The sequence below is a fragment of the Marinobacter alkaliphilus genome (assembly GCF_055394375.1).
The window spans coordinates 1816144-1841870 of sequence record NZ_AP043751.1 but is presented as its reverse complement, the minus strand read 5'-3'; the positions used below and the strand labels follow the sequence as shown (position 1 = coordinate 1841870).

The 25727-nt window shown below is 58.0% G+C and carries 26 protein-coding genes; 10 read left to right on the top strand and 16 right to left on the bottom strand.

Translation table 11 applies throughout. The annotated features are described in order from the left end of the window. Window positions 1-16: 16 nt before the first annotated feature. Entirely contained in the window at window positions 17-1312 is a 1296-nt protein-coding gene (locus ACZ5Q2_RS08320) for a substrate-binding periplasmic protein (protein ID WP_374787711.1), read from the top strand. 5 nt (window positions 1313-1317) lie between these two features. On the opposite strand, the gene ACZ5Q2_RS08315 is transcribed toward ACZ5Q2_RS08320, so the two are convergent. Further along, on the bottom strand, window positions 1318-3006 hold the full coding sequence (locus ACZ5Q2_RS08315) for an HAD family hydrolase (protein WP_374787712.1): 1689 nt from the start codon (window positions 3004-3006) through the stop codon (window positions 1318-1320). Between the two features lie 69 nt (window positions 3007-3075). Between ACZ5Q2_RS08315 and ACZ5Q2_RS08310 the strand changes: the two genes are divergently transcribed. Both ACZ5Q2_RS08310 and ACZ5Q2_RS08305 read left to right on the top strand, forming a co-directional pair. Then, the gene (locus ACZ5Q2_RS08310; protein WP_432210239.1) at window positions 3076-3219 is read left to right on the top strand and encodes a DUF2256 domain-containing protein; all 144 of its coding nucleotides are present in this window, start codon (window positions 3076-3078) and stop codon (window positions 3217-3219) included. Next, complete coding sequence (locus tag ACZ5Q2_RS08305; protein ID WP_061333235.1) at window positions 3216-4736, top strand: FAD-binding domain-containing protein; 1521 nt, start codon at window positions 3216-3218, stop codon at window positions 4734-4736. Before ACZ5Q2_RS08310 ends, ACZ5Q2_RS08305 begins: the two co-directional genes overlap by 4 nt. Here ACZ5Q2_RS08305 and ACZ5Q2_RS08300 read toward each other — a convergent pair. The 15 genes from ACZ5Q2_RS08300 to ACZ5Q2_RS08230 form a co-directional block, all read right to left on the bottom strand. Continuing rightward, window positions 4719-6197 carry a complex I subunit 5 family protein gene (locus tag ACZ5Q2_RS08300; protein ID WP_061333236.1) on the bottom strand — a complete coding sequence of 493 codons (1479 nt, stop codon included), beginning with the start codon at window positions 6195-6197 and terminating at the stop codon, window positions 4719-4721. The genes ACZ5Q2_RS08305 and ACZ5Q2_RS08300 overlap by 18 nt on opposite strands. Further along, window positions 6197-7693, bottom strand: coding sequence for a complex I subunit 5 family protein (locus ACZ5Q2_RS08295; protein WP_061333237.1), 1497 nt, complete (start codon window positions 7691-7693; stop codon window positions 6197-6199). Before ACZ5Q2_RS08295 ends, ACZ5Q2_RS08300 begins: the two co-directional genes overlap by 1 nt. Continuing rightward, window positions 7690-9156 carry a complex I subunit 5 family protein gene (locus ACZ5Q2_RS08290; protein ID WP_197463868.1) on the bottom strand — a complete coding sequence of 489 codons (1467 nt, stop codon included), beginning with the start codon at window positions 9154-9156 and terminating at the stop codon, window positions 7690-7692. Before ACZ5Q2_RS08290 ends, ACZ5Q2_RS08295 begins: the two co-directional genes overlap by 4 nt. Beyond that, window positions 9153-9503 (bottom strand): cation:proton antiporter subunit C, encoded by a 351-nt coding sequence (locus ACZ5Q2_RS08285; RefSeq protein WP_082780619.1) that lies wholly within the window; start codon window positions 9501-9503, stop codon window positions 9153-9155. Before ACZ5Q2_RS08285 ends, ACZ5Q2_RS08290 begins: the two co-directional genes overlap by 4 nt. Further along, the gene (locus tag ACZ5Q2_RS08280) at window positions 9500-10201 is read right to left on the bottom strand and encodes an MnhB domain-containing protein (protein WP_061333238.1); all 702 of its coding nucleotides are present in this window, start codon (window positions 10199-10201) and stop codon (window positions 9500-9502) included. The genes ACZ5Q2_RS08285 and ACZ5Q2_RS08280 overlap by 4 nt, the downstream gene beginning before the upstream one ends. Continuing rightward, window positions 10198-10482, bottom strand: a complete 285-nt coding sequence (locus ACZ5Q2_RS08275; RefSeq protein ID WP_072676423.1) for a Na(+)/H(+) antiporter subunit B — start codon at window positions 10480-10482, stop codon at window positions 10198-10200. The genes ACZ5Q2_RS08280 and ACZ5Q2_RS08275 overlap by 4 nt, the downstream gene beginning before the upstream one ends. Then, window positions 10475-10795: a cation:proton antiporter gene (locus tag ACZ5Q2_RS08270; protein ID WP_227510249.1), complete on the bottom strand. Its 321-nt coding sequence runs from the start codon at window positions 10793-10795 to the stop codon at window positions 10475-10477. Before ACZ5Q2_RS08270 ends, ACZ5Q2_RS08275 begins: the two co-directional genes overlap by 8 nt. Then, a complete protein-coding gene (locus tag ACZ5Q2_RS08265) occupies window positions 10788-11078 on the bottom strand; it encodes an MrpF/PhaF family protein (protein ID WP_061333239.1) in 291 nt (96 codons plus the stop codon). The genes ACZ5Q2_RS08270 and ACZ5Q2_RS08265 overlap by 8 nt, the downstream gene beginning before the upstream one ends. Then, the gene (locus tag ACZ5Q2_RS08260; RefSeq protein ID WP_061333240.1) at window positions 11075-11590 is read right to left on the bottom strand and encodes a Na+/H+ antiporter subunit E; all 516 of its coding nucleotides are present in this window, start codon (window positions 11588-11590) and stop codon (window positions 11075-11077) included. The genes ACZ5Q2_RS08265 and ACZ5Q2_RS08260 overlap by 4 nt, the downstream gene beginning before the upstream one ends. Window positions 11591-11729: 139 nt before the next feature. Continuing rightward, window positions 11730-12563 carry a cytochrome b5 domain-containing protein gene (locus ACZ5Q2_RS08255; protein ID WP_058092659.1) on the bottom strand — a complete coding sequence of 278 codons (834 nt, stop codon included), beginning with the start codon at window positions 12561-12563 and terminating at the stop codon, window positions 11730-11732. Then, window positions 12560-13879 carry a ferredoxin reductase family protein gene (locus ACZ5Q2_RS08250; RefSeq protein WP_432210240.1) on the bottom strand — a complete coding sequence of 440 codons (1320 nt, stop codon included), beginning with the start codon at window positions 13877-13879 and terminating at the stop codon, window positions 12560-12562. Before ACZ5Q2_RS08250 ends, ACZ5Q2_RS08255 begins: the two co-directional genes overlap by 4 nt. Before the next feature lie 299 nt (window positions 13880-14178). Continuing rightward, on the bottom strand, window positions 14179-17304 hold the full coding sequence (locus ACZ5Q2_RS08245) for an efflux RND transporter permease subunit (protein ID WP_432210241.1): 3126 nt from the start codon (window positions 17302-17304) through the stop codon (window positions 14179-14181). After that, window positions 17304-18575: an efflux RND transporter periplasmic adaptor subunit gene (locus ACZ5Q2_RS08240; RefSeq protein WP_061333243.1), complete on the bottom strand. Its 1272-nt coding sequence runs from the start codon at window positions 18573-18575 to the stop codon at window positions 17304-17306. Before ACZ5Q2_RS08240 ends, ACZ5Q2_RS08245 begins: the two co-directional genes overlap by 1 nt. A gap of 5 nt (window positions 18576-18580) precedes the next feature. After that, window positions 18581-19924, bottom strand: a complete 1344-nt coding sequence (locus ACZ5Q2_RS08235) for a TolC family protein (protein ID WP_432210242.1) — start codon at window positions 19922-19924, stop codon at window positions 18581-18583. 141 nt (window positions 19925-20065) lie between these two features. After that, window positions 20066-20416, bottom strand: coding sequence for a DUF3147 family protein (locus ACZ5Q2_RS08230; protein ID WP_058092654.1), 351 nt, complete (start codon window positions 20414-20416; stop codon window positions 20066-20068). A gap of 73 nt (window positions 20417-20489) precedes the next feature. On the opposite strand from ACZ5Q2_RS08230, the gene ACZ5Q2_RS08225 reads away from it, so the two are divergent. The 7 genes from ACZ5Q2_RS08225 (at window position 20490) to ACZ5Q2_RS08195 (ending at window position 25704) form a co-directional block, all read left to right on the top strand. Next, on the top strand, window positions 20490-20957 hold the full coding sequence (locus ACZ5Q2_RS08225) for a hypothetical protein (protein ID WP_432210243.1): 468 nt from the start codon (window positions 20490-20492) through the stop codon (window positions 20955-20957). A 46-nt stretch (window positions 20958-21003) separates the two neighbouring features. Beyond that, the gene (locus tag ACZ5Q2_RS08220) at window positions 21004-21738 is read left to right on the top strand and encodes a HupE/UreJ family protein (RefSeq protein WP_058092652.1); all 735 of its coding nucleotides are present in this window, start codon (window positions 21004-21006) and stop codon (window positions 21736-21738) included. A gap of 15 nt (window positions 21739-21753) precedes the next feature. Then, the gene (locus tag ACZ5Q2_RS08215) at window positions 21754-22425 is read left to right on the top strand and encodes a hypothetical protein (RefSeq protein WP_058092651.1); all 672 of its coding nucleotides are present in this window, start codon (window positions 21754-21756) and stop codon (window positions 22423-22425) included. An 85-nt stretch (window positions 22426-22510) separates the two neighbouring features. Next, window positions 22511-23812: a chromate efflux transporter gene (chrA, locus tag ACZ5Q2_RS08210; RefSeq protein WP_058092650.1), complete on the top strand. Its 1302-nt coding sequence runs from the start codon at window positions 22511-22513 to the stop codon at window positions 23810-23812. 376 nt (window positions 23813-24188) lie between these two features. Continuing rightward, window positions 24189-24473 (top strand): hypothetical protein, encoded by a 285-nt coding sequence (locus ACZ5Q2_RS08205; protein WP_061333249.1) that lies wholly within the window; start codon window positions 24189-24191, stop codon window positions 24471-24473. Window positions 24474-24989: 516 nt separating this feature from the next. Continuing rightward, on the top strand, window positions 24990-25274 hold the full coding sequence (locus ACZ5Q2_RS08200; protein ID WP_432210244.1) for a hypothetical protein: 285 nt from the start codon (window positions 24990-24992) through the stop codon (window positions 25272-25274). 148 nt (window positions 25275-25422) lie between these two features. Beyond that, the gene (locus tag ACZ5Q2_RS08195; protein WP_058091922.1) at window positions 25423-25704 is read left to right on the top strand and encodes a hypothetical protein; all 282 of its coding nucleotides are present in this window, start codon (window positions 25423-25425) and stop codon (window positions 25702-25704) included. Window positions 25705-25727 lie beyond the last annotated feature (23 nt).

The window sequence follows — 25727 nt, the reverse complement described above, 5'->3', positions numbered from 1 at the left end:
GACGCTGGAGTCCGGCATGTCTATCAGGCCCATAGCAGCAGGATTACTGTTCACCTTGATTCCGTGGACAGTTGCTGCAGACCATGAAACATTCAGTTTATATACATTTGACTCTCCCCCCTACCAGCAGGCCAACCCGATCCCAGGCGGCCCGGAGGTGACCGGGGAAACGGTCGAGACCGTTCGATGCGCCATGGAACATGCGGGGGCGCAGGTAAACATTCGCCTGATGCCCCAGAACCGCGCCCGCTTCGCACTGCAGCGTCAACTCGTGGATGGCTACTTTGCCGTAGATCCATCACCCGATATGGATGAGGCAGCGGATATCAGCCACCCGGTGGCATTGGAAAAATGGTACTGGTTTTACCTTGGCCAACGCCCTGACCCGACAACTGCAAAAATCGGTGTTGTCGGTGGCAGCAACGAAGAAGTCTGGCTCATCCAGAACGGCTTTGAGCCGTTTGTGACCGTCAGTTCAACCGAACAATTACCGGCTTTGCTGAAACGCCAACGAATTGACCTTGCACTGATGGATCAACAGGTGATGGAGACACTGCGCGAAGACTCACTGGCACTTGGCCAAACGCTGAACCGGGAATTCCTTCGTTACGCCCCGCTGCACCTCTATCTCAACCGACGATTTGTCAGCGAACACCCGGGGGTCCTGACCCGATTCAACCGTCAATTGCCGGCGTGTATGGAGCAGCACATGCAGCTGTCTGCAGATGAGTATCAGCATGTAGCAGGGCAAGCCAGGGGGCTCATACAAGACCTGGAGCAACGTCTGAATCTGGCTCAGGCAATTCATCAGGGGCCAGTCTACGACAGCTTCACAGAGATTCTCACCCAGGACACCCTCTGGCAGGCTCTCGCCCCTGAGCAACCGACACCCTTGGCCTCTGAGATACTCGGGCTACCGGCATCTCAGGCCCTGAAGCAGTGGCAAGACGAGCAAGGCGGATTGGTAACGGAACTTTTGCTGACCGACAACAAGGGCGCATTGGTTGCCATGAGTCAGCTGTCATCCGATTACTGGCAGGGCGACGAGCCAAAGTTCCAGGAAATTGCCGTTGAAACCGAACGTGGTATGGAGCGCAAATCCGATTTGTGGATATCACCCATTCGCTACGATGCGTCTACCCGCCAGTTCCAGATTATCGTCAGTGTGCCCATTCCCCTGAAAGAGCCGAATAACGGCCTGGAAGGTATTCTGGCCATGGGGCTGGCCATCGAAAAGGCGCTGCACAACTACGAACGGCTGGCGCGGGCTCGTTCTGAACACGTCCCCATGGAGTTACCGGTAGCCGAGTAACACCCTCAGGCCGGCCCCAGCTCACAGGCCAGCACCAAAGCCCAGAACTCGGAAAAATCATTGACCACCACGTCCGGTTTGTCCGGGTGTTTGTGAGTGCCCGGAAAAATCCGGTTCAGCCAGGGCAAGTCCCACTGGGCACCGTTGAAGAACACCGACGTCATACCCGCCCGCTTCGCGGCAATGACATCGGTGGTGGAGTCGCCCACGTACCACACGCTCGGGTCCGGCGGGTAATCCAGTTTCTGCACCGCCAGCAGTAACTGATCCGGGTGCGGTTTTCTCAGGGGCGTGTCGTCACCGCACACATCCACATCGAACAGATGGGTCCAACCGGTGTCTTCCACGGCGGCCAGCTCGTGTTCAAAGAACTCCCTATCCCGGTTGGTGATCACGCCCACCTGCATGCCCAGTCGTCGCAACCCCTCCAATACTTCCCGGACTTTCGGCTCAAAGGCCTTCACCGTGCCGTAGTGATTTCGGTAGTGATGGTTAAACGCCTTGTGGGCAACCTGCTTGGCTTGCTGATCTTCCCCAAACAGCACCTCGAAAATATCAGTGCGGGAGATTTTCCGGTCTGCCTTTACCTTGGGGTGCAACTTGGCGTACTCCCGTACATAGGCCACCAGCCGGGCATCTTCCGGAGTTTTGCTGTCTTCCGGCGCAACCATCCGGTTCATCAGCCCCAGCGTGTGGAAATCCGGCAGCATATCGTCCACCGCGTGGTACATGGCGTCCAGGGTGTCCACCAGGGTGGCATGCCAGTCAAACAACACCACCGCCGGGCGAATCAGCTTCACCACCGCCGGGTGCCAATCCGGCTCAATACGCGGCTCCGGCCGTTCGGGTGGCGGGAAGGGCTTCGGGCGCACTTCCGCCGGGCTGGCGGCGAACGCCTCAGGCTGTTCCCGCTCCAGCAACGCCAGCAAATCCATCAGGTCTTCAAAACTGTCGAGCACCGCCGCCGGTGCATCCCGGGAGGTAAACCAGCTCGAAATCCGCTCCGGCTCCCAGCAGGCGCCGTTGTAGAACACGCCGGACACCCCGGCACTGTGGGCGGTGAGCATATCCACATAGCTATCGCCCACATACCAGGCCCGGGCATCGGCCGCCAGCTCTAGCTTCTCGAGGGTTTTGAGAATCACCTGAGGGTCGGGCTTGTACTCGGTCACATCATCAGCGCATACCGTTGCGTCGAACAGATGATGCCATCGGCCCTCATCCACCGTTTGCAGCTCTTTGTCCAGAAACTCCCGGTTGCGGTTGGTCGATACCGCCAGCTTGATGCCCATGGCTTTCAGCGCACACAGATACTCATAGGCACCCGGCTGAAATGGCTTCACCTGGCCAAAATATTTCCGGTAAGCGTTGTTGTAGGCTTCGTGGGCAACCAGCTTGGCCGCTTTGTTATCACCGAAGATGGCATTGAAGATATCAGTTCTGGACACCCGCCGCTCCGCCAGAATCCTCGGATGCAGGCGCCGGAAGATACGGATGTAACGCACCAGCCGGGCATCATCCTGTGTGCGGCATTGCTCCTCCGGCAGCAACTTTTCCACCAGCCCCAGATCTTCCAGCTGCGGCAACATATCTTCCATGGCGCTGAACATGGCATCGTGGGTGTCCACCAAAGTGCCGTGCCAGTCAAAGATCAGAACCGAGGGGGGGTGAATGCCTTCGTTCAGTGTGGTCATAACAAAACCTTTGCCGTTTCAGTCACGTATATCTGCCCACATTTATTCAGTTAAAACCAAAAGTCGCGAATGCACAAAAAACCACACTTGCCCGAGAAAACCTGCCCGGTGTGCCAGCGCCCCTTCAGCTGGCGCAAGAAATGGGCAAAAGACTGGGACCAGGTCCGCTATTGCAGCGAACGGTGCCGCCGTAATCGGAGCCCGCAACCATGACCACCGTGGTCTGGTTCAAGCGGGATTTGCGCACCCGCGATCACGCCCCATTGGTGGCTGCCGCCAATCTGGGGGAGCCGGTTATTGCACTGTACGTGATTGAAGACGACTACTGGCAGCAACCGGATACCAGCGGGCGGCAATGGTGTTTTATCCAGGATTCCCTGGATGACCTCGATAAGCAGCTGCGCAAAGCGGGCAACCAACTGGTGGTGCTGCGAGGGACCGTCATCGGAGCCCTGAGTGAGCTCAAGGCAAGCCATGCCATTGAGCGCGTGTTTTGCCATCAGGAAACCGGCGGGCAATGGACCTTCGAGCGCGACAAAGCGGTTATAAAGTGGTGCTCCGACAACCAGATAGAGTTCAGGGAGTGGAACCAGTTCGGGGTGGTACGCCGGCTCAAAGACCGGGACATATGGGACAAAGCCTGGACAGAACTGATGAAGCAGCCCGTACTTGAGGCACCTGGTTCCGTGCCGTTTGCCGGCGCCATTCAGGGTATAACTTGGCGCGGTATCGAACCCGGCGCCACCGCAGCGGACCGGTGCCCGGATCGACAAACCGGCGGCAGCATTCGCGGCGAGACGTTACTGGCGTCGTTTCTGGAGCGCCGCTGCGTGGGTTACCAGTACAACATTTCCAGCCCCAATACCGCCGTGCGCGCCTGCTCCCGGCTGAGCCCTCATATCGCCTACGGCACGGTCAGCCTTCGGGAGATTTACCAACAGGCCAAGGCTGCCGGCAATCACCGTACTACCCTGCCCCGGAAACAGAAAAGCCTGACCAGCTTTCGCTCGCGGTTGCACTGGCATTGTCATTTTATCCAGAAACTCGAAGACGAACCGGAGCTGGAATTCCGCGCCATGCACCGGGAACTGGAGGGCATGAAAACCGGGCCGAACGATTCCGAACGGCTGCAGCGCTGGCAGCAAGGGCAAACCGGTTGGCCTCTGGTGGATGCCTGCATGCGCAGCCTGCAACACACTGGCTGGCTCAATTTCCGAATGCGGGCAATGCTGATGGCGGTAGCCAGCTACCAACTGTGGTTGCACTGGCGTGAACCTGCCCTGCACCTGGCGCGACTGTTTACCGATTTCGAGCCGGGCATTCACTATTCCCAGACCCAGATGCAATCCGGCCTGACCGGCATCAACGCCCTGCGCATCTACAATCCGGTGCTGCAAAGCCAGAAGCTGGACCCGCACGGCGAGTTTATCCGCCGCTGGATTCCGGAGCTGGCCGGGGTTCCCGAAGAAATGATCCATACCCCCTGGTTAATGACGCCCGCCCAGAAAGCGAAATTCGGCGGCAACACCTACATTGCGCCGGTGTGCGATCACGAACAGGCGGCCCGGGCTGCGCGCAAAGCGGTGGGAGACTTCCGAAAACAACACGTCAGCCGGGAAGAGACCGGCCGGGTACTGCACCGCCACGGCAGCCGCAAGGGGCCACATCAAACACGGCCGAAACCGGCAAGCCAGCCGCCGCCGGACAACCAGCTATCGCTGTTTGACTGAACGCCAGGCCAGCGCCGCGATAACCGTGGCCGCCAGAATGGGCCAGAACAGGCTCCAGGCCTCATGAACCATGGTGGCTAGCCAGGCTTTATCCGGCACGGCCCCGGGCCAGGGCAACCACCAGAACAGTACCAGACTGCCAGCCGTGGCCAGGCCCCAGCCCAGACACATAAACGCAGGAATGCTGCCAACACTGGCAGCTGCCCGCTGCACCCACAAAAAACGCCATACCAGCAGCATGGTGGCCACGGCACCCGCACTCATCAGCATGGGCAGGTAGGGTGCCATCGCAAACTCGAAGTTGCCCGGCTTGAGCAGTTCCTTCATGGCCAGCTTGCTGGCAGCGCCACTGGTAAACGGCAGCCCCGCCAGCGACAGCCCCGGCAATGCGATCAACAGCCACAACAGCCACTGACCACCTCGTCCCGCCGGCAACGCCATGGCAGTAGAGAGGAACAAGCTACCTTTGGCCAGGCCATGATGCAGCACGTACAGCGCCATCACCGCAAACAGCGGGCCCGCATACTCGGTATTGGCCAGCGCTGCGCCCACCATCAGTGTCATCAGGCCCATCTGGCTAATGCTGGAATAGGCCAACACGGTTTTCGGGCGCCGCTGGCGCACACCCAGCACAGCACCACCCAGGGAACCGACAGCGCCCAGGATCACCAGCGCATTGCCCCAATCCGGCAAAGACACCTCACCAAACGGCAAAGTGACCAGCCAACCCAACAGGCCGGCTTTGATCATGGCGCCACTGAGCACCGCACTGGCTGGCGTCGGCGCGACCGGGTGCGCCAGGGGCAACCAGAAATGCAGCAGTGGCAGGCCCGCCTTCACCCCGAATCCCGCCAACAACAGGAACATGATCAACCAGCGCCGGTCGGCCTCCGCCACGGCGGCAGGCAGATCGGCCAACAAGCCACTACCGGCCTGTTGTGCGGCCATCAGAAGGCCCGACAGAATGGCCATTTCACCCACCACCGCCATGGCCAGGTAGACGCGCCCCGCGTGGTTGGCCTCTCCCGTTCCCTCGTGCACCACCAGGCCATAACCGGCAAAGGTCATCAGGGCGAAGAAGCTATAGAAGCTGGCAATATCCTGGGCCATCACCAGCCCCAGATTCCCGGCCAGGGTGAGCGCCCAGAACACACAGAAACGCCGCAGGTAATGTACCTTCAGATAGCCGACGGCGAAGACACCGGCCACCAGCCAAAGCGTTGCCGTCAGAACCAGGAATACTTGGCGCAGCTCATCCAGCCCCCACCGGCCGCCTAACAGCAGCCCCGGCAATTCAAGGGACGCGTCTGGCCCCAATGTCAGGCCTGCCAACAAGGCGGGCAAGGGCAACAAGGGCAAACAGTAACGATAAGCCTGCTGCCAAGCGGGCCGCAGCGCCAGTAACAACGAGGCCAGCGGCAGGATAATCGCCAACAACAGCAAGGGGTTTGACGCAAACATCACAGCGCCACCTCCCTTGCCACAATCAACTCAGCCCAACTCAGGGGGCTGAATGGCAGGTTGGCAATCAGCCCGGCTACCAGCATAAGAGCGGCAGTAATCAACGGCGGCCATAGCAGCCAGGCGCTGGTTTCAAGGCGCCCCCAACGGCGCTCGTGGGGCCACGGCTCGCACTGTTCAGCAAACCAGAGCCGGTGCAGTATCGGGAGAAAATACGCCGCATTGAGCAGGCTGCTGATCACCAGCACCGCCACTACCCAATCCATACCGACCGCCAGTGCACCGCTGCCCATGGTCCACTTGGTAATAAACCCCGCCAACGGTGGGGCACCAATCATGCCAAAGGCGCCCAGGGTAAACGCCACCGAGGTGCCCGGCATGCGTTTGCCGGCGCCGTCCAGTTCATCGATGCGGTGCACTCCGAGGGTTTCGGCGTAATTACCGGCACAGAAAAACAGGGTGATCTTCATGATGCCCTGATGCACCAGATGCACCAGGCCACCGGCAACGCCCACGGGCCCGAACAGGCACAGCCCCAGCACGATGTAGGACACCTGGCTGACCGTTGAAAACGCCAGTCGACGTTTCAAGTCAACCTGGTACAGGGCACGGGTGGAGCCATAGATAATGGTGAAGGCTGCCACGACCGAAAGCCCGGCCAGCAGCCCAATGTCTTTGGCCGCTTCCAACCCGTAGATCTCAAAGACCACGCGGATAATGCCAAAGGCACCAGCTTTCACCACCGCCACGGCATGCAACAGGGCACTGACCGGTGCCGGCGCTACCATTGCCTGGGGCAGCCAGCCGTGGAATGGCACCAGGGCTGCTTTTACCCCCAGTCCGACAATCATTAGCACGAAAATGATCGTCAGAGGCCCCTGCATGGAGGGGTCAATCTCTGAGAAGTAGCCCCCTTCCTGGAACCTGAGATCCCCCACCAGGCCGTGCAGCCAGGCAATGGCAAACAGCAATACCGCGCCACCGGTCAGGGTGTAGATAATGTAGTTACGCCCGGCTCGCAGCGCTTTGGTCGTGCCACGATGGACCACCAGCGGATAGGTGGACAGGGTGAGCATTTCGTAGAACAGAAAGAAGGTGAACAGGTTGCCCGCCAGGGCAATCCCCATGGTGCTGGCGACACACAGACTGAAAAACCCGAAGAACCGGCTCCGGTTCGGGGAGTCCTCGAGATAGCCAACGGCATAGATGGTGGTCAGTAACCACAGCAGGGCAGACAACCCGGCAAACAACATCGACAGCGCATCAGCCCGCAGCACGAATTCCACACCAGGTACCATGGTGAACGCGGCCTCGTACTCGCGCCCCTGGGCCACACCCCAGATCATCACACCCACCAGGGCAATCTTCAGAATGGCGGCTGCCAGGTTAATGATGGTTCTCAGACGATGCCCTTTCTCCGGCAGAGCGAACAGAACCACCGACGCCAGCAACGAAGTCATCAGCGCAAAAACCGGCATTAATACACTCAGGGTCATCGGCTGCCCCCCTCAAACGGCAAGGACATCACCGACAACACCGGCTCCGCCACCAGGCCAAGGCCAAGCGACAGCAACGCAAGAATCATCGGTATCACCTCCAGGCTCCTGGACGGGTGATAGAACTGGTCCGTGTCTGTCGCTTCAATGAACGACGCCCGGTAAACCCGGAAGACATAGGCGGCAGAAAGCAAACCACCCGCCAGCAGAACCCCCAGCCACCACCATTGGCCACTGGCCAGGCTGGCCTGGAGGAGCAACCACTTCGCAGCAAAGCCCCCGGTAGGCGGCAGCCCCATCAACGACACCCCGGCCAGCCCGAAAGAAAACAGCGAGAACGGCAGGAACCGGCTGACACCCGCCAAGGCATCCACCCGGTTGCTGCCTACCGACATGATCAGATTGCCGGCGGCCAGGAACATCGCGGCCTTGGCCAGGGCATGGCTGACCACCTGCAGGGTAATGCCCTGTTGCGCCTGCTGGGATATGGCGTCGGTGACGCCCCAGGTGAGTGGGAACAGCAAAAACAGATAGCCAATCTGCGCCACGGAGGAATAGGCAACCACCTGTTTCAGTTTGGCCTGCCGGAACGCCAGCCAGCTACCCCAGATAACCGCCAAACTACCCAACACGCCTATCAACTGAGCCAGGGCATAGCCACCCAGGTCGCCTCCCAGTTCCAGCCAAAGCCTGGCGGCAATGTAGAACGAGGCTTTGACCACTAACGCAGACAACAGCGCACTGACCGGCGACTTGGCGATGCCATGGGCCGGCGGCAACCAGCCATGCATCGGGAACAGCGCGGTTTTCAGGGCCAGGCCCAGCAGCATCAGAATCAGCGGGAAGGTCAGGCCCGACTGAACATCACCGCTATTCATCAGCTCGGTCACGCCTGCCAGCGACAGCGTGCCAAACTGGCCGTAAATCAGGGCCACACCAAGCAGGTACGCCAGGGAACCCAGCAAAGCCGCCATCAGGTAGCGAATGGCAGCCCTGAGTGCGTCCGCCTGGCCGCCCAACGCCACCAGCCCCACGGCGGCAAGGCTGATCAGCTCCAGCCCCACATACAGATTGAACAGATCGCCGCCCAGCCAGACCGCATTCAGCCCGGCCCACAGAAACCAGAACAGCGGCCAGAAATACCGGTGCCACGGCTTGCCAGGGTCCAGGTAGATGCTCGCGTGCCAGCCGCAAGCGGCCGCGACCAGGGCCGTCAGCAACACAAAGGTTACCGCCAGGCCATCCACCCGCAGCTCAATGCCCAGGGGCGCCTGCCAACCGCCAAGCAGGTAAAGAAACCCGCCGTCGCTGGCCACGGCGGCCCACAAGCCCAGAGACACCAACACCTGCACCAGGATTCCAAGCCAGGTCACCACCCGGCCTTTGCTGAAATCCAGCAACAGGGTCAGCACCGCCCAGGCCAGGGGTGTGAACAACAATCCCGCCATTAACCACAAGGTCATTCGGGAGCACCCTCCCGGTTCACAGCCCGAGCCTTGGGCCTGGCATTTTCCCGGGCCGGCTCAGCCAGCGTAGTCTGGCCTGACAAATGGTAGTACCGGCGGATTAACACCACAGCCAGTGCCGTCGCTGCAATAGCCACCACAATGCCCGTGAGCACCAGGGCCTGGGGCACAGGATCTGGCTGACCATTGCGCTGGGCCAGGCCCACCATGATCAGGAATACGCCGGAACCGATCAGGTTGAACGCCATCAACTTGCGCAGCAGGTGCTGCAGGCGCAAAAACCCGAACAGGCCAATACCACATAAGGCAACGCCAGCGAATGCATACAACAGGGCCGAGGTCATCCGCGCTCACCTTCTTCCGGCTCTTCAGCGCCGTTAACCGGTGCCGACACAAACAGAGCCAGCAATACCATCGCAATGGAGAACGTAAGCACGGTTTCGATGACCAGGATCAGAGGTTTGTTAAAGGCTTCCGGGTACGCCAGGAACGCATCGCCGGCCAGGGCACTGGCCACCGCCACCAGAAGGAATACGGAAAAGCCCAGGGCCAGCCCCAAACGCAACAACACGCCGGGGCGCAGAAACTCCATGGGGATCCCGCCAAGGCGCATCATCACGCCCGATGCCGCCAACACGGCTCCGGCCTGGAACGCTCCCCCGGGGCGGTCGGAACCCGCCCACAACAGGTAGCCGGCAAGTACCAGCATCAGCGGCACAAACCAGCGCTGCAGGGCATACAACAAGGGATCTGAAGTGCGCAGGAGAGGATCTTCCAGGGACGTCGTTTTCGCCATGGAGATACCCGCAATCCCGGCGATGACCAACACGCCGATCTCAAGCAGCGTGTCGTAACTGCGAAAGTTCAACAGCACAGCGGTGATCGGATGCTCTACCCCACTGGCCTCCAGGTTCTCCACCAGCAGTCCGGGCAGGTCGACCGGCGCCTGGGTACCAGAAATGTGCCAGACCGTGATCATCAAGGCACCGGCAAAGGCCAGACACACGGCGGCGAGGACGGTAACGCCAAAAAAACGCATCATCCCGACGCCCCACCCTGGTCATTGCCTTCACCACCGCAACGCCGGTTATAGCCCAAATGCCTGGCCGCATCCAGCAGCAACACGCCGGTCAGGCCGGCACCGATGGCGGCTTCTGCCAGGGCAATGTCCGGCGCCTGAAGGCGAACCCAGGCCAGCGCCATCAGCAGGCCAAAGGCGATAAACATCACCACCGCCCGAAACAGGTTTGCAGACCACAACACCCCGATCGCGGTCGACAACAGCGCCAGCACCAAGATGGAGTCCACCAGCCAGTCAATCATCAGCTGCCTCCTGAACCGCGGAATGCTTCGGGCGCACATGAACGGCGCGGGCGATCAGGTGCGCAGACGTTGCGCTGGCAGCCAGAGCTGCGGCCCAGATCAATACCATTTTTACGCCACCCGCCAGCGACGGCGCCAGTGGCAAAAGCGCCAGTATAATAAAGCCCAACCCGAGGTTGTCCACCTTGGTCAGGGCATGGATACGGGTCAGGGTGTCGGAGAATCGGAACAGGCCGAGGGTGCCCACAGCAAAAAACAGACAACCGAGAACCAACAACACCACCTGAACCGCAAACATGGCTGAATCAATCATGGCGGCCTCCGTCATCACCCAAGGGCTGTTCGATGCGCACCACCCGGGTCACAAACGCCACGATCGCGAGTACCGACAACACCGCCAGTGTCAGCGCCACATCCATCAGTGCGGGCATGGATTGGGCGTAGGACAGCACCAGTAACAGGGCCACACCGGTTGTGCCGAACAGTTGCGACGCCAACATCCGGTCCGCCGGGGCCGGCCCCCTCCAGATGCGGATCAGGGCAATCAACAGGGTCAGCAACAGGAAGGCCGCAACGGCATTGAGTATCAGGGTCACCGTACCGTCCTCCCGATGTCGTTCAGGGAGAGTCCGAAAACCCGCGCCACCTGCCGCTCAGTCTCCCGCACGTCCTGCTCTACTGGCTCTCGGGTATCCAGGCAGTGCAGGGTCAATTGATCGCCCTCAAGCAAAGCGCTCAGGGTACCGGGCATAAGGGACAGGGTGTTGGCCAGCAGCCAGCGAGGGCTGCCCTCGGGCAAGTAAAGGGTCAGGGTGATTTCACCCGGGTGAACCGGCAAGGCGGGTGACAGCAAGCGCCGCGCGACATCCAGCCCGGCCACCACCGAGCGGGTGAGAAAGTAACCGAGAAACGACAGCAGCCCAAGGGGCTGGAGGCGATAGCCGGATGGGGGAAACAGGCGTACCGACAGCCAGGCCACGAGGGCGGTCACCCCCAGGCCAAAACCCAGGGCAGACGTTTCACCGAGCGTTAGCGCCCACCAAACCACCAATAACGCAGCGCCACGAAGCAACAAACTGAGGGCGGGTAACGATGGCGCTGACTGCATAGGGTCTCCTGTCCCGGGGTTCAACAGGGTCTTGGTTCGCTAACTCCCTGTTAAAGTTCCCAAAAGCCTAACACAGTCTGCCCGCCGGCCGGAAAACAAGCCCCGCAGGCAGCCCAGTCACCTGCCCACTACTACCGGCTTACCAGCTGTAGACGCCCCGGTTCAGACCATCGCGAAAAGCACTGATCACCTTGGCTCCACGAAGCGTTGCGCCGGTGTAGCCGTCAATATCATCCACCACGTTCTCTGGCTCATACAACCGGAAAATTGCCTCCATCGGCTCGCCCTCCAGGCGCTCCGTGATCTGCTGATACTGACGCAAAACCGGGTAAAGCTCGGCGGAACTGTCCATCTTCAAATAGTCTTCATCCCGATAGAACAGGTGCCGGTAGGACATTCCCTTGATTCGCCCGCCTTCAAGCCGGAACTGCAGGCTTACCTGAATCAGCCCACGGTCGATAAAGTTGCCACGGTAGGTGCCATCAAGATAATTACCCGGTGCCAAACCCAACAGCATTCGCCCAAGGCGGTCATCGCCAGTGGCGGGCTGTGTAGCCGAATCTGCGGTTTCAACCGGTGCTGGTGCCGGGGCGCCGCCTTCAAGCACACCTATCCGATAATCCTCCAGCCGGGCTGCGGCCCGAGGGCTGTGGGGCCGGCCGTTGCCCTTATCGAGCCAGGCCGACGTTGCCTCTTTACCGCACCAGCGGGTGAAGACCTCTTCCTCGGTGGGGTGATTCGGCAGGTACTCGGTGAGGTCGTACACCACACCGTTAATCACCTTCCAACAGCTGCCGGCATGATTGTGTTCCGCCACATCATCGAGCCGGAAAACCGACTCACCATCGGCATTCTCAGCGGTACCACCTGCTGTGGGTTCGGGGTTGCCCTGAACCAGGTTAACCACCACCAATGTCAGAACTACGCTGACAAAGGCAACAAATCCTGTATAGGCAATTCGGTTGCTGGTCATAGGAAATCAAACGCCTCCGTGTGAATGCGATGGGCAGGCACGCCTTCGTGCCTGAGCAGGGTTTGCAGGTGATTGATCATGCCCGGCGGCCCGCACAGGTAGATGTCCCGTTCGGCGAAATCCGAGCAGCGCTCGGCCAGATAATCCCGGGTGATCACGCCGTGTTCGTTCATGTAGTGCGTGTGAACCTCAAAGCCATCACAGGCCTCGGCAATGCGGACCAGCTCGTCCAGGTAATAGGCTCGTTCCGGCCGGTTGGCCAGGTAGAACAAACAGGCATCTGGCCCCTGAGCCACAGTGTTCCCGACCCTGTCCCGGGCGCCAGCAACAAACGGCGTAATGCCGATACCGCCGGCCAACCACAGTTGCTTGCGCGGCTCACCTGGCAGGCCAGTACCCTTCTGCGCCAAAGCCGCATTCTCAAAAAAGGTCCCGTAAGGGCCTTCGATTCGCACCTCTGCCCCCGGCTTGATGTCCAGCAACGCCCGAGTGGCATCGCCGACCGCTTTAATGCCGATTTTTAGTTCATCATCCCCGGAGCCCGAGGCGATGGTGTAAGGGTGTTCTTCCCCATAACCGGCCAACAGCGAGCGGTCCATCGGTGTCAGATACACAAACTGACCAGCCCGCCAGCGAATCCCCTTGCCCTTCGGGCGCAGGCGAAGCTCCACCACATCCCGGGCAAGTTTGTCGATGCCGTCTACCACATAGGGTTTCCTGGCCAGACGGGGTGACAATAACTTACGCCAGGCGATGGCCGCCAAAGCCAGGGCCGAGAGCAACCACCAGACCCAGGCTGTAGCTGAAAGCATCAAGGTATGCACCAACGCCAACACCAGTGCCGGCGCAGACAGCAGATGCAGGCGTTTCCAGTTTTGATAGTGCAGAGTGCCAATGAACCCCAGCGTGGGCGCGATGAAAACCAACATGTTGAGGAAGGCGGCCCAGCCAACCCAGACCTCCCAATGACTCAGGGGCGGGAACAGCGTGGCAACACTGGTGCCAAGAGACATCGGCAAGGTGGCCAGTGCCAACAACAACACATGAGCCATCACCAGCATAAAGGCCGAGAACCCCAGCCAGCGGTGAATGGTCCATAGCCGCACCAGGCCACCAAACCAGGGATCCATACCGGGAATACGGGCCGACAACATACCTGCCAGCAGAAACGCTGACAGGGCAAACACCCCGGCCAGCTCCGCCAGCGAATACAGCAAGCCTTGAGCACCCCAAGACAACGCTGGCGCAACGACAATCACAGGCAGTAGCAGCGTCCCTAGCAACAACAGGTCGCCAGGGTATTTTCTAAAAGTCATAAACGCTCCCTGTCAGTGAGCTATTTCAGCGCCCTCGCTGGCCCTGTGCCTGATGCTCCAGCATTTGTTCCTGATTCATCATGCCACCCCGCGGCATTTGCCCGGAGTTGCCCTGGGCAAACACCAGAAGGGGGTGCTGAAACGAGAACGGAACATGCGATTAACCTTGTAAACCTGTTCATGACATTCTCCGTTTCATCACAGTTGATGAGTGTCTACTACAGTTAAGACCATAAAACTGAATCGAACCTGAAATAGCGGCCAAACCTACAACCTCTCTTGGCAAGAATTGACGCAGGTCATCGGTGCGCAAGGCCCCTTCGTTTCCAGAGGTAGAACAATACGGGAATGACCAACAATGCCAGCAGCATAGCACTGACCATACCACCCACCATCGGGGCTGCGATGCGCCCCATTACTTCCGAGCCCGTCCCGGTGCCGAACATGATGGGCAACAGCCCGATAATGATGGAGCTTCCGGTCATCATGATCGGCCGAACCCGTAACCCGGCACCATGCAGGACGGCATGCCGGAGAGTTTCACGCCTGGGCTCAAGACCTTTTTGCTCACAGTTTTCAAGCATCGACTGGTAGGACTGGTTCAGATAGACCAACATGATCACCCCGATCTCTACGGCAACCCCCGCCAGGGCAATGAACCCCACACCAACGGCCACGGAAAAGTTGTAACCCAACAGGTACATGAACCAGACTGCGCCCACCAGGGCAAACGGCAGCGTGCCCAGGATCATCGCCACCTCGGCAATGCGGCGGAAGCTCATAAACAACAGGATGACAATGATCGCCAGTGTCAGCGGGACCACATAGGTCAGCCTTTCCTTGGCCCGGAGCATGTATTCATATTGGCCGGACCAGGCCACGGAGTAGCCTGCCGGCAGCTGCAGTTCATCATTTACAGCCGCCATGGCCTGTCCTACGTAGCTGCCAACATCAACACCCTCGATGTCCACAAAGGTCCAGCCATTAAGCCGGGCATTCTCACTTTTTATTGCTGGAGGGCCGTCCTCAATCCGAATGTCGGCCACATCCGCCAAGGCAATGCGTTGGCCGGACGGCGTCACGATTGGCAGCTGCCGGAGCTTTTCGGGGGAGTCACGGTAATCCTGAGGATAACGCACATTGATAGGGTATCTTTCCAGCCCCTCGATGGTTTGAGACACGTTAATTCCGCCCACGGCTGAAGCGATCACTTGCTGAACATCGGCTATGTTGAGGCCATACCTCGCCGCCCGTAATCGGTCGATATCAGCCTGAACATAACGGCCACCGGCAACGCGCTCCGAATACACAGATGCCGTACCGGGAACCTCCGAAAGAATGGCTTCCAGTTGCTTGCCCACTGCCTCGATGGTTGCCAGCTCAGGCCCGGCCACCTTGATGCCAACCGGCGTTTTTATCCCGGTCGCCAGCATGTCAATCCGGGTAATGATCGGCATCACCCAGGCATTGGTAACGCCGGGAAATTGGATAAGGGCATTCAATTCCTGCTTCAGTTTTTCGGTGGTCATGCCCTCACGCCACTGGTCGCGTGGCTTGAGTTGAATAAACGTTTCAATCATCGTTAGCGGGGCGGGGTCTGTCGCGGTCTCTGCCCGGCCAACCTTGCCAAAAACCGTTTCCACTTCCGGCAGCGAGGCAATCAACCGGTCGGTCTGTTGCAGCAATTCCCGGGCCTTGCCGATGGAAATCCCTGGGTAGGTGGTTGGCATATACATCAGATCGCCCTCATCGAGAGGCGGGATGAATTCGCTGCCTATCCTGGAGGCAGGCCACAACCCCAACGCCAGAATCAGAACCACCGCGACCAGGGTTGTCGACGGATACTTAAGAACGCCCTTCAGCATTGGCAGATAACCCGCCACCAAGAACCGGTTCACCGGGTTCTTGTGTTCCGACAGCACCTTGCCACGGATGAAGTAACCCATGAGCACTGGCACCAGCGTGACCGCCAGAGCGGCACTGGCCGCCATGGCATAGGTTTTGGTGTAGGCCAGCGGCGAGAACATTCGGCCTTCCTGGGCTTCCAGCACGAACACCGGGACAAAGCTGACGGTAATGATCAGTAATGAGAAAAACAGCGCCGGCCCCACTTCGGCCGATGCCTTTGCCACCACCTGCCAGCGGTTTTCACGGGTCAGCGGTGTACGCTCCATGTGTTTGTGCATGTTCTCGATCATCACGATGGCACCGTCAATCATGGTGCCTATGGCAATGGCGATACCACCCAACGACATGATGTTGGCATTGATGCCCTGCCAGTACATTACGATGAAGGCTGTCAGGATGCCGACTGGCAGGCTGACCATCACCACCAGTGACGAACGCACGTGGAACAGGAAGATCACGCACACCAGCCCCACAACGAGAAGTTCTTCCAGTAATTTGTTCCAGAGGTTGGTCACAGCGCGATCGATCAACCCGGAGCGGTCATACACCGTGACCACCTCGACGCCGTCCGGCAGGCTGCTCTGCAAAGACTCCAGTTTGGCTTTCACCCCCCTTATGGTCTCCTGGGCGTTTTCACCAAAACGCATCACAATAACGCCGCCGACCGTTTCGCCCTCGCCATTCAACTCGGCAATGCCCCTGCGCATCTGCGGCCCAACTTCTACGCTGGCCACATCCTTTAACAAAACGGGCGTGCCGTTGTCGTCGAGACCCAGCGGAATCGAGAGCAAATCTTCCCGGGACTGGATATAGCCCGAGGCCCGCACCATGTACTCGGCCTCTGCCATCTCAATCACCGAAGCCCCCACTTCCTGATTGCCGCGTTTTATGGCGGTTTCAATGTGGGACAAGGGAATCCCCAGGGTACGCAGCTTTTCCGGGCTCACCTGCACCTGGTACTGCTTGACCATGCCACCCACCGTGGCCACTTCCGAAACACCGGGTACCGTCTGTAACTCATACTTCAGGAACCAGTCCTGAAGGCTTCGGAGCTGGCTCAGGTCGTGCTGCCCGGTGCGGTCTACCAAGGCGTACAGATACACCCAGCCCACGCCGGTGGCGTCAGGCCCCAGTTGCGGCCGGGCCTGCTCCGGCAGGTTCGGCGCCACCTGCGACAGGTATTCGAGCACCCGTGAGCGGGCCCAGTACATATCGGTGTTTTCGTCAAAGATCACATAAACGTAGGAATCACCGAAGAACGAATAGCCTCGAACGGTTTGAGCACCCGGCACCGAAAGCATGGCGGTGGTCAGCGGGTAGGTAACCTGATCTTCCACCACCTGAGGCGCCTGCCCCGGGTAGCTGGTTTTAATGATGACCTGGACATCCGACAGGTCCGGCAGTGCATCCACTGGCGTGTTCTTCAGGGAGTACAGTCCCAGACCGGTCAGCAGCAGTGCTGCCATGACAACCAGAAAACGGTTACGAACCGACCAGTAAATCAGCGACGTGATCATCAGTGGCCCCCTTCATGCTGCATGCCATGGGCGCTGTGATCCATCTCCGTCGGTCGGGGCGACATACGCAGAAAGTCAGAGGTTTTGCTGGATTCTGAATCGATCAGAAACTGCGCCGAGGTGACCACCATGTCGCCGGGGCTTACCCCCTGCAGAATTTCCACATACTCCTCACCTACGCGCCCAACATCGACGTTAACCGATTTGAACGCTCCTTTTTCCAGAGCCAGCACCAAACGGTCACTCTGGCCGGTACGGATCACGGATTCCCGGGGCACTAACATTCGCCGGTCACCACGCTCTCCCTGTATGTTCAGCCGGGCGAACATACCCGGGCGCAAGGCACCGTCGGTGTTATCAAAGCGCAGTCTGACCCGGGCCGTGCGGGTTGTTGTGTTGATCTCCGGATAGACGTAATCCACCTGCCCCCGCCACTGCCGGTCCGGCATATAATCCAATGTCATCACCGCCCGATCACCGGGCTTAACTGCGGCAATCTGGCTCTCGAACATCTCGCCCAGAACCCAGACCTCGTCCAGCGAGGCAATGGTCACCACCTGGTCGCCGGGTTTGATGAACATCCCTTCGCGCACATTGAGACTCTCGATAACCCCGGTCGCCGGTGCGTAGACCGTCAGTGTACGGCGCACTTCGCGGGTATCCTTCAGGCTCCGTACCAGGCTGGTTGGAACATTCAGCGCCAATAGACGCTGCTCTGCAGCACGGACCAGATTCTCGTTGCCCCGGTTCAACGCCAGAACCAGTTCCTCCTGAGCGTTAACCAGGGTGGGCGAATACAACGAGTACAAGGCCTTGCCCTGTTCAACCGGCTCCCCCTCCGCCTTCACATACAGCGCCTCAATCCAGCCCTCAACACGGGGATGCACATGGGCCATGGCGTCCTCGTTATACTGGACGTGCCCGACGGTGGTGATGTTTAGTGGCAGGCGCCCCTGGATAACCGTGCCGGTCCTCACACCCAGGTTGTTGGTCACGGCGGGCGATATCCGGACGGTGCCCGCTGGGTCATCCGCGGCTCCGCCGTCCGCATAAACCGGCACAAGGTCCATCCCCATGGGCGACTTGCCCGGTTTGTCCCTTCTGAAATCAGGGTCCATGGGGGCCACCCAGTAAAGCGGCTCCTGGGCCTGTGAATGTGCAGGATCAGCGGTGTGATCCATGCTTGCGCCAGCCGCCAGCCACCAGCTAATGCCGGCACCGGCAAAACCACCCAGCACGAGAAAGCCCAGAGGGCGAATGAAATTGGCCATAGTTGTCAGTCCTGATATCGAGTCGATGAAGAGGGTGAGGCGTTGTCCGCGCCGGCGGTGACGTAATCGAAACTGGCTTGCGACCTGGCGCGCTCGGCCACCATCTGAACCAGCTCGATGCGGGCATTCAGCTCGGCAATACGCGCACGCACGGCTTCGGCAAAATCACCATCGTCAGAGTTGTAAGCACTCAGGGCGGCTTCGGCCTGCTGCTCCATCTGAGGCAGCAGGGTTTCCCGGTAACGTGTAATGCGCTCATCCAGGCGCTCAATGCGCGCCAGTGCACTGCGGGCTGACGCCTGCAACTGGCGCAGCTGCAGCATACGTTCGGTTTTAACGGTCTCTGCCCGGGCCACGGAGGCTTTGAGGTTCCGGTCTTGGCGGTTACTGGTGAATAGTGGGAGATCAACACTGATACCGACGGAGAAAAGGTCGGCCCTGTCCTGGCCATTGGGGGCTCTATCGCGGTATCCGTACTGTGCAGACAGTGACCATTCCGGTTTGTAGGCCTGTCTCGCCAGGTCCACCTCCAGAGTCCGCACCTCAATCAGTTCATCCGTGGCACGAATCATCGGGTGGTCGATCGCCAGTGCGCTATCGACCTTCGGACTGCCGTTCGCAGACAGTGCTGTCAAATACGGCGGTATGGTGTCGTCAACAGCCAGGAGGTCGGCACGGATTCCAGCTATTTCGTCAACCCATGCTCCCACCCACTCCGCCAGCGCCTCACGGCTGGAACTGAGCTCTGCTGACAGCGCGGTTAGCCGGTCGTCCAGCCGGGTCAGCTCGACGGATGCGCGAATCACGTCCTGCTGCCGGGCGCTCATTGTGGCCGAGCGGTAGCCCGCCTGGGCAACGTCTTCCAACTGCTCGAACAGGCCACGACTGCTCTCGATCAGCTGCACACTTTGCTGGGCGCGCCAGACATCGAGCCACAGGTGGGTGACTGTTTCGGTCACCTTGAGTTCACGATTGTCTCGCTGGCGGGGTTGTATTGACGCCATCTGCAGTACCCTGGCTTTGGCAATCCGGCGGCTGTCCCCCCGGGGAAAGCGCTGGGTAATGCCAACGGTGGTCTGGGTCATTGCCTCTTGCCCGAGATCGAAAGTGTCTGTGGGCAGGTTTGCCAGCCCGAGCGTCAAGCGGGGGTCAGGCAGCGAGCCCTGTGCCACCGCTTCTTCCCTGAGGGCCTGTTCCTGATAAACGCTGCCTTGCAGCCAGGGGTCATTCTGTATGGCGATTTCAATGGCCGACGTCAGGCCCAGCTCCTGCTGGGCCACTGCAGGCAAGGCTGAGATGGCCAGCATTGTGGCCATGCCCAGTTTTGGAAGGTGTCTGAGATAACGCAAAGTGAATTCTCCGCAAAAGGCTGTTATGCGGAGAATGCTAGAGGGGCAACCTGAACTGTGACTGAAAGATTTGTCCTAAATAATGGATTTTTTGATCTCGCTCAAAACAATCAGACACGTGCTCTGATCTGGCTATTGAATTTACATCAAACCAACGCCGAATCGTTTCATTACGAGTGCCAGGGAAACAAAACAGATCATGGTCAGCACGGCACTGACCGCCAGCGACAACCAGAATCCCAAACGGGGTAACAGGAACGGAAACAACAGAAACATCGGCAAGGTGGGCAACACATACCAGAAGGTGTACCAGGCATGGTTGGAGATTTTGTCCGCAGGCTGATGCTCAACATACATCCAGACCATAGCCAGCACAGTCACCATGGGCAACGCTGCAATCAGTGCGCCGAGTTTGTCACTGCGTTTGGCAACTTCCGAAATCAGTACCACCAGGGCGGCGGTGATGGCGTATTTGGTTATGAGCCAGGTCATTGTATTGCTCTCCACAAAAGCCCCGGCAGGCGCGAACCCTTCGGAACATTTTTAACATTTAATTGTTATCCGTTTGGCGAGAAAGGTATCCTCATTCGCTCAAGCAATACAACTACCGAAGCTGGGTTATCCCGACGATGCCCATGACCGAGCCAATGCACTGACACCCATGATCGCCACCATTCGCCACAGAACACTGTTGCCACTGATGGTTATGCTCATCGCACTGGCTGGCATGACGCTCTCCACCATTGGTGAAGCATCTTCCCATGGTATTGCCGAACTCACAGGGTTGGACGTGACTGATCATGGTGACCATTCCCACAGTCATAGCCTGGAGGATCGCAGCGAGAGTTCACACGGTTCTCACCAGCACCACGACTCCGGCAACCACACCCATGAAACGGCAGATCGGCTGACCATAACGCTCACACCTGCACAAGTCATCTCACACCGGCAACCCCTGTCTTTCGCCGGAGCCTCGCCCCAGAATTTTCGTTATCGCCTGGAACGCCCTCCAAAACCCGCTCTGATTGCCTGATTCTCGCTGCTCTGCAGCTGACTGAACGAACACAATTGGAGTCTTTATGTTGTCAACTTTGCTTGGCGGCGTTCGGCGTAGGCGTCATGCCACCGGCGGATACCGTCTGTTATGGATTGTTCTGACCTTCGGGCTGTTCGGCATGAGCGCCGATGTGCTCGCACATGCCGTCGCCGAAGGCGATAAAGGCTATATCCAGGAGATCACCGGGGTTAACCTGATCGCCTTCATGTATCTGGGCGCCAAGCACATGGTCACCGGTTATGACCATCTGCTGTTCCTGCTGGGTGTCATCTTCTTCCTCTACCAGATGAAACACATCGCGATCTACGTGAGCCTGTTTGCGGTAGGGCACTCCACCACCATGCTGCTGGGGGTGTATTTCAACATTGGCATCAACAGTTACATCATTGATGCCATTATCGGTCTGTCCATCGTGTACAAGGCGCTGGACAACATCGGTGCCTATCAACGGTGGTTTGGTTTCCAGCCCAACACCAAGGCCGCCACGCTGATCTTCGGGTTCTTCCACGGCTTTGGCCTGTCTTCAAAAATCATTGAATACGACATCTCGCCGGACGGCCTGGTGCCAAACCTGCTGGCGTTCAACGTCGGGGTGGAAATCGGCCAGCTCATCGCCCTGGCCATGATCCTGATTGCCATCAGCTTCTGGCGTAAAACCGATGGCTTTTTCCGCCATGCCTACACCGCCAATGTGGCCATGATGAGCGCAGGCTTCCTGCTCTTCGGCTATCAGCTCACCGGTTATTTTGTCGCTTAATTCTGGAGATTCGTTATGTACAACACCGATAGACCAAACCGGGAGGAACTACCCTCCACCGCCAAACTGATTCGATCCACCATTATCGCCGCTATCGTTGCCCTGGTGCTGCTGGTGACGGTGGTCATGCCCGCCGAGTATGCGCTGGACCCGACCGGTGCCGGCCGGGTTCTGGGCCTGACCGAGATGGGTGAAATCAAGGAACAGCTGGCCGAAGAAGCGGCCGCCGATGCCGCCGCGCAAAGGGTGGCAGTGCAAACCCAGATAGAAGCACCGGCGCCAGCATCGGTTGAGCCCGCCGCCACTGCCGAAGCAGCTCCGGAAGCCGAACCGGCGCCGGAAGAGCCTGCTCCAGCAACCGCCGACGAATCCGAATGGCAAGATGAGGTTCGTTTTGTGCTGACGCCGGGCCAGGGTACGGAGTTCAAACTCACCATGAATGAGGGCGCCATCGCCCGGTTTTCCTGGGAATCCGAAGGTGGCCCCGTTAACTTTGACACCCATGGCGATGGTGGCGGCCGGTCCATCTCTTACGAAAAGGGCCGGGGCGTCCCGGAGGATGAAGGCGAGCTTGAGGCCGCCTTTACCGGCAACCACGGCTGGTTCTTTCGGAACCGCAACAACAACAATGTGACCATGGTACTGCGCACCGGCGGTGATTACGGTGAACTGAAGAAAATGCTGTAACTGGTAAAGTACGCACCACTGCGACAGCCTCAGGGACGAGGCACAAATAAACGATATTGAATAATGTAATCAAGGAAAAGGGCTAATGAGTGAAGTTTCTTTCAGGGAAGCGCTGATAGTCTGGATTAGGATCGGTCTTCTCAGCTTCGGCGGCCCGGCAGGGCAGATCGCGTTAATGCACCGGATTATTGTAGACGAGAAGAAGTGGCTGGATGAGTCTCGATTTCTACACGCCCTGAACTATTGCATGCTGTTACCCGGGCCTGAGGCTCAGCAACTTGCCACCTACATCGGTTGGCTAATGCATGGTGTGAGGGGCGGGGTTATTGCAGGCCTGCTGTTCATCATTCCTGGGGCCCTGGCAATTTTCCTTTTGTCCTGGGCGTATGTCACCATCGGTGACCTGACTCTTGTTGAAGGTGTTTTTTTCGGCCTGAAAGCGGCGGTGCTCGCGATTGTTGTTCAGGCCCTGATACGAATCGGCAAACGAGCACTCAAGGGCACTTTGAGACCGTTCCTCGCCGTTGCCGGTTTTCTGGCTTTGTTTGTTTTCAGCGTACCGTTTCCGATCGTGGTTCTGACGGCGGGCATTGCGGGCTACCTGATAGCACGTAGACTTGGGCCGGACAATACGGAGGCTAATCAGTCGTTGGTCAGCACCGAAACCATTGTGCGCCCGGGCACCCGGCGTGCCGCCCTGACCTGTCTGATACTTTGGGCACTAACCGTGTTCGGGTTGCTGGCCGCCCTGGGCTACGACCAAGTGTATTCACAGATTGCCGTGTTTTTCTCAAAGATGGCGACGGTCACTTTTGGCGGCGCCTATGCGGTGCTCTCCTACGTGGCCCAGCAAGGAGTTGAGAACTATCAGTGGCTCCAGCCCGGTGAAATGCTGGAGGGCCTCGGCCTGGCGGAGACAACGCCAGGGCCCCTTATTCTGGTCACACAGTTCGTTGGATTTCTCGCAGCCTACCGCGATGCTGCCGGCGAGTCTGCGCTCCTCTTCGCCTCTATTGGCGCCCTGCTGACCACATGGGTGACGTTTCTGCCCTGCTTTCTGTGGATCTTTGCCGGTGCGCCCTACGTGGAGAAACTACGCGCAAACCAAGCCATTTCTTCCGCCCTTGGGGCCGTCACTGCCGTCGTCGTTGGAGTGATTGCCAACCTGGCACTTTGGTTTGCGATCAGCGCACTGTTCGCCGAGCAATTCCTCTTCTCGGAGTATGGTGTCAACATGCAACTGCCCCATCTTGCCAGCGTAGATGTGCCGATGCTGACACTCTCAGCCGTGGCGTTTCTCTGTGCGTTCCAGTTCAAAATGGGGGTTATCCCCCTGGTGAGCACATTGGCCAGCCTTGGGGCCGTCTGGATGCTGATGGCGGGCTAACCCAAGCTCGCTGCTGACAACGACAGCGGACGCCCCGGTGCAGCCTCCGGACGGAACCTGTTCAAAGGAATCCATAACGATGTGACTGTGCAGCGTCATCGTAAACGCATCGCCTTTATGATCACGAGGACAGAGAACAGAAATAAGCGAACACAAAGTCCCTATGTACTTCCGATAGGTCAGTTCAAGCCCCTTACTTCGTATTGTTCGGCGACACAGCCTATTTAACAATAAAATAATTATATCCGCATACCCCTCGCACAACCCAATTAATTTTCGGCCGTTGACAAATATCAAAAATATATTTTTTATATTTCAGCTTCATTTCATAAACTAATGATTAACTGCATTCACCAACCAAACAGGAGGTGTAATTATGAAAAAATTATTTGTGTTTGCAGCAGCAGTTACTTTTTCAACATCCGTACTTGCAGGCAACATATCAGAAAATAAGAATATGAAGGCCACGCACAACCAAGTGATGGACACAAAACCCGTTGAAAACATTCTTCAGAATGAGGATATGCAGCGTTTACACAGGGACATGACGCTTTATGCAATTTCTGAGTTGGGTATGGAGGCTCGCGTGAAAATGATGACGAAAGAGGGCCGAGCCTATCATAAGGCACTAGAACAAAGGGAGAAAAACACCGCAGGGTAACCCCTGCGGGAAAGTCAACTCGCGGAGACACAAGCACCGGCTAACTCAAATGTTGAGCAGTCGATGCCCTGATCGCGGACAAGTAAAACACACAAACCTGAAACCGAGCTGAATTACTGAGCCTGTTTATGGCAAGAAAGGAAAATATCATGAAGAAAGCAATTATCGCTGCTATGGTGAGCTGAAAAAGATGCTTTGAGCAGGCCCTGAGCTGTAGAGGAGTAGCCTGAAAAAGTGGAAAACCTCCCGGCAACAGCATCCGGGAGGTTTTTAACGTTTCAGATCGCCTGAACAACCTCAGAAAGCATATCCCTGACCTTGCCGGCAACCTGCTTGAGTTCGTCATTATCAATGGCGGACATGGACACCACGGGGTCGATTGCGCTGACCTCCACACCCTCCGACACCTCACGGAGAGTTAGGAATATCGAGATTCTTTGTTTTTTTATTAAAATTCAGGGTCATTTCAGAAACCGATGTTTCAATAGAGCCATCAAACAACCCGGAGGTGTAATAATGAAAACGTTATTTGTATTTGCAGCAGCCGTCACGATTTCAACATCCGTACTTGCAGGCAACATGTCAGACAATAAGAACATGAAGGCCATGCACAGCCAAATAATGAACACCGAGTCCGTTGAAAAGATTCTTCAGAATGACGATATGCGGCGTTTGCACAGGGACATGACGCTTTATGCCATTTCCGAGGTAGGTATGGAGGCTCGCCTGCAAATGATGACGAAAGAGGGTCGCGCCTATCATAAGGCATTGGAGAAAAAGCAAAAAAATACCGCAGAGTAAACCATGCGGCAAAGTCAGCTCGCGGAGACGCAGGCACCGCCTGACTCGAATGCTGAGCAGCCGGCGTTCTAACGCCAGCAAGTAAACCATACCAACCTGAACCTGACTTGAATTACCGAGTCAGCTTATAGAAAGAGAGATCAACATTATGAAAAAACTAATTATCGTTACTGCAATCATGGCTGCATTTTCAACCATGGCCACGGCCGGCGGCTTGGCCGATCGCTTCAATGAAGAACGCAGTTACCCTAACAAAACCAGTTACCCTAACAAAACAGAGCATACTAAAAGCATGCACATGCACCGTATGCATGAGAAACAAAACCATGGGATGGTAAAAAAATCTCAGGCAAACCAGGATGAATCACGCGAAGTTAATTACGGAAAAGAACAATCAGAGAGAGCGCCTATTAACCATAATCATCACTAAATCGGTGCAGCGAACATCATGTT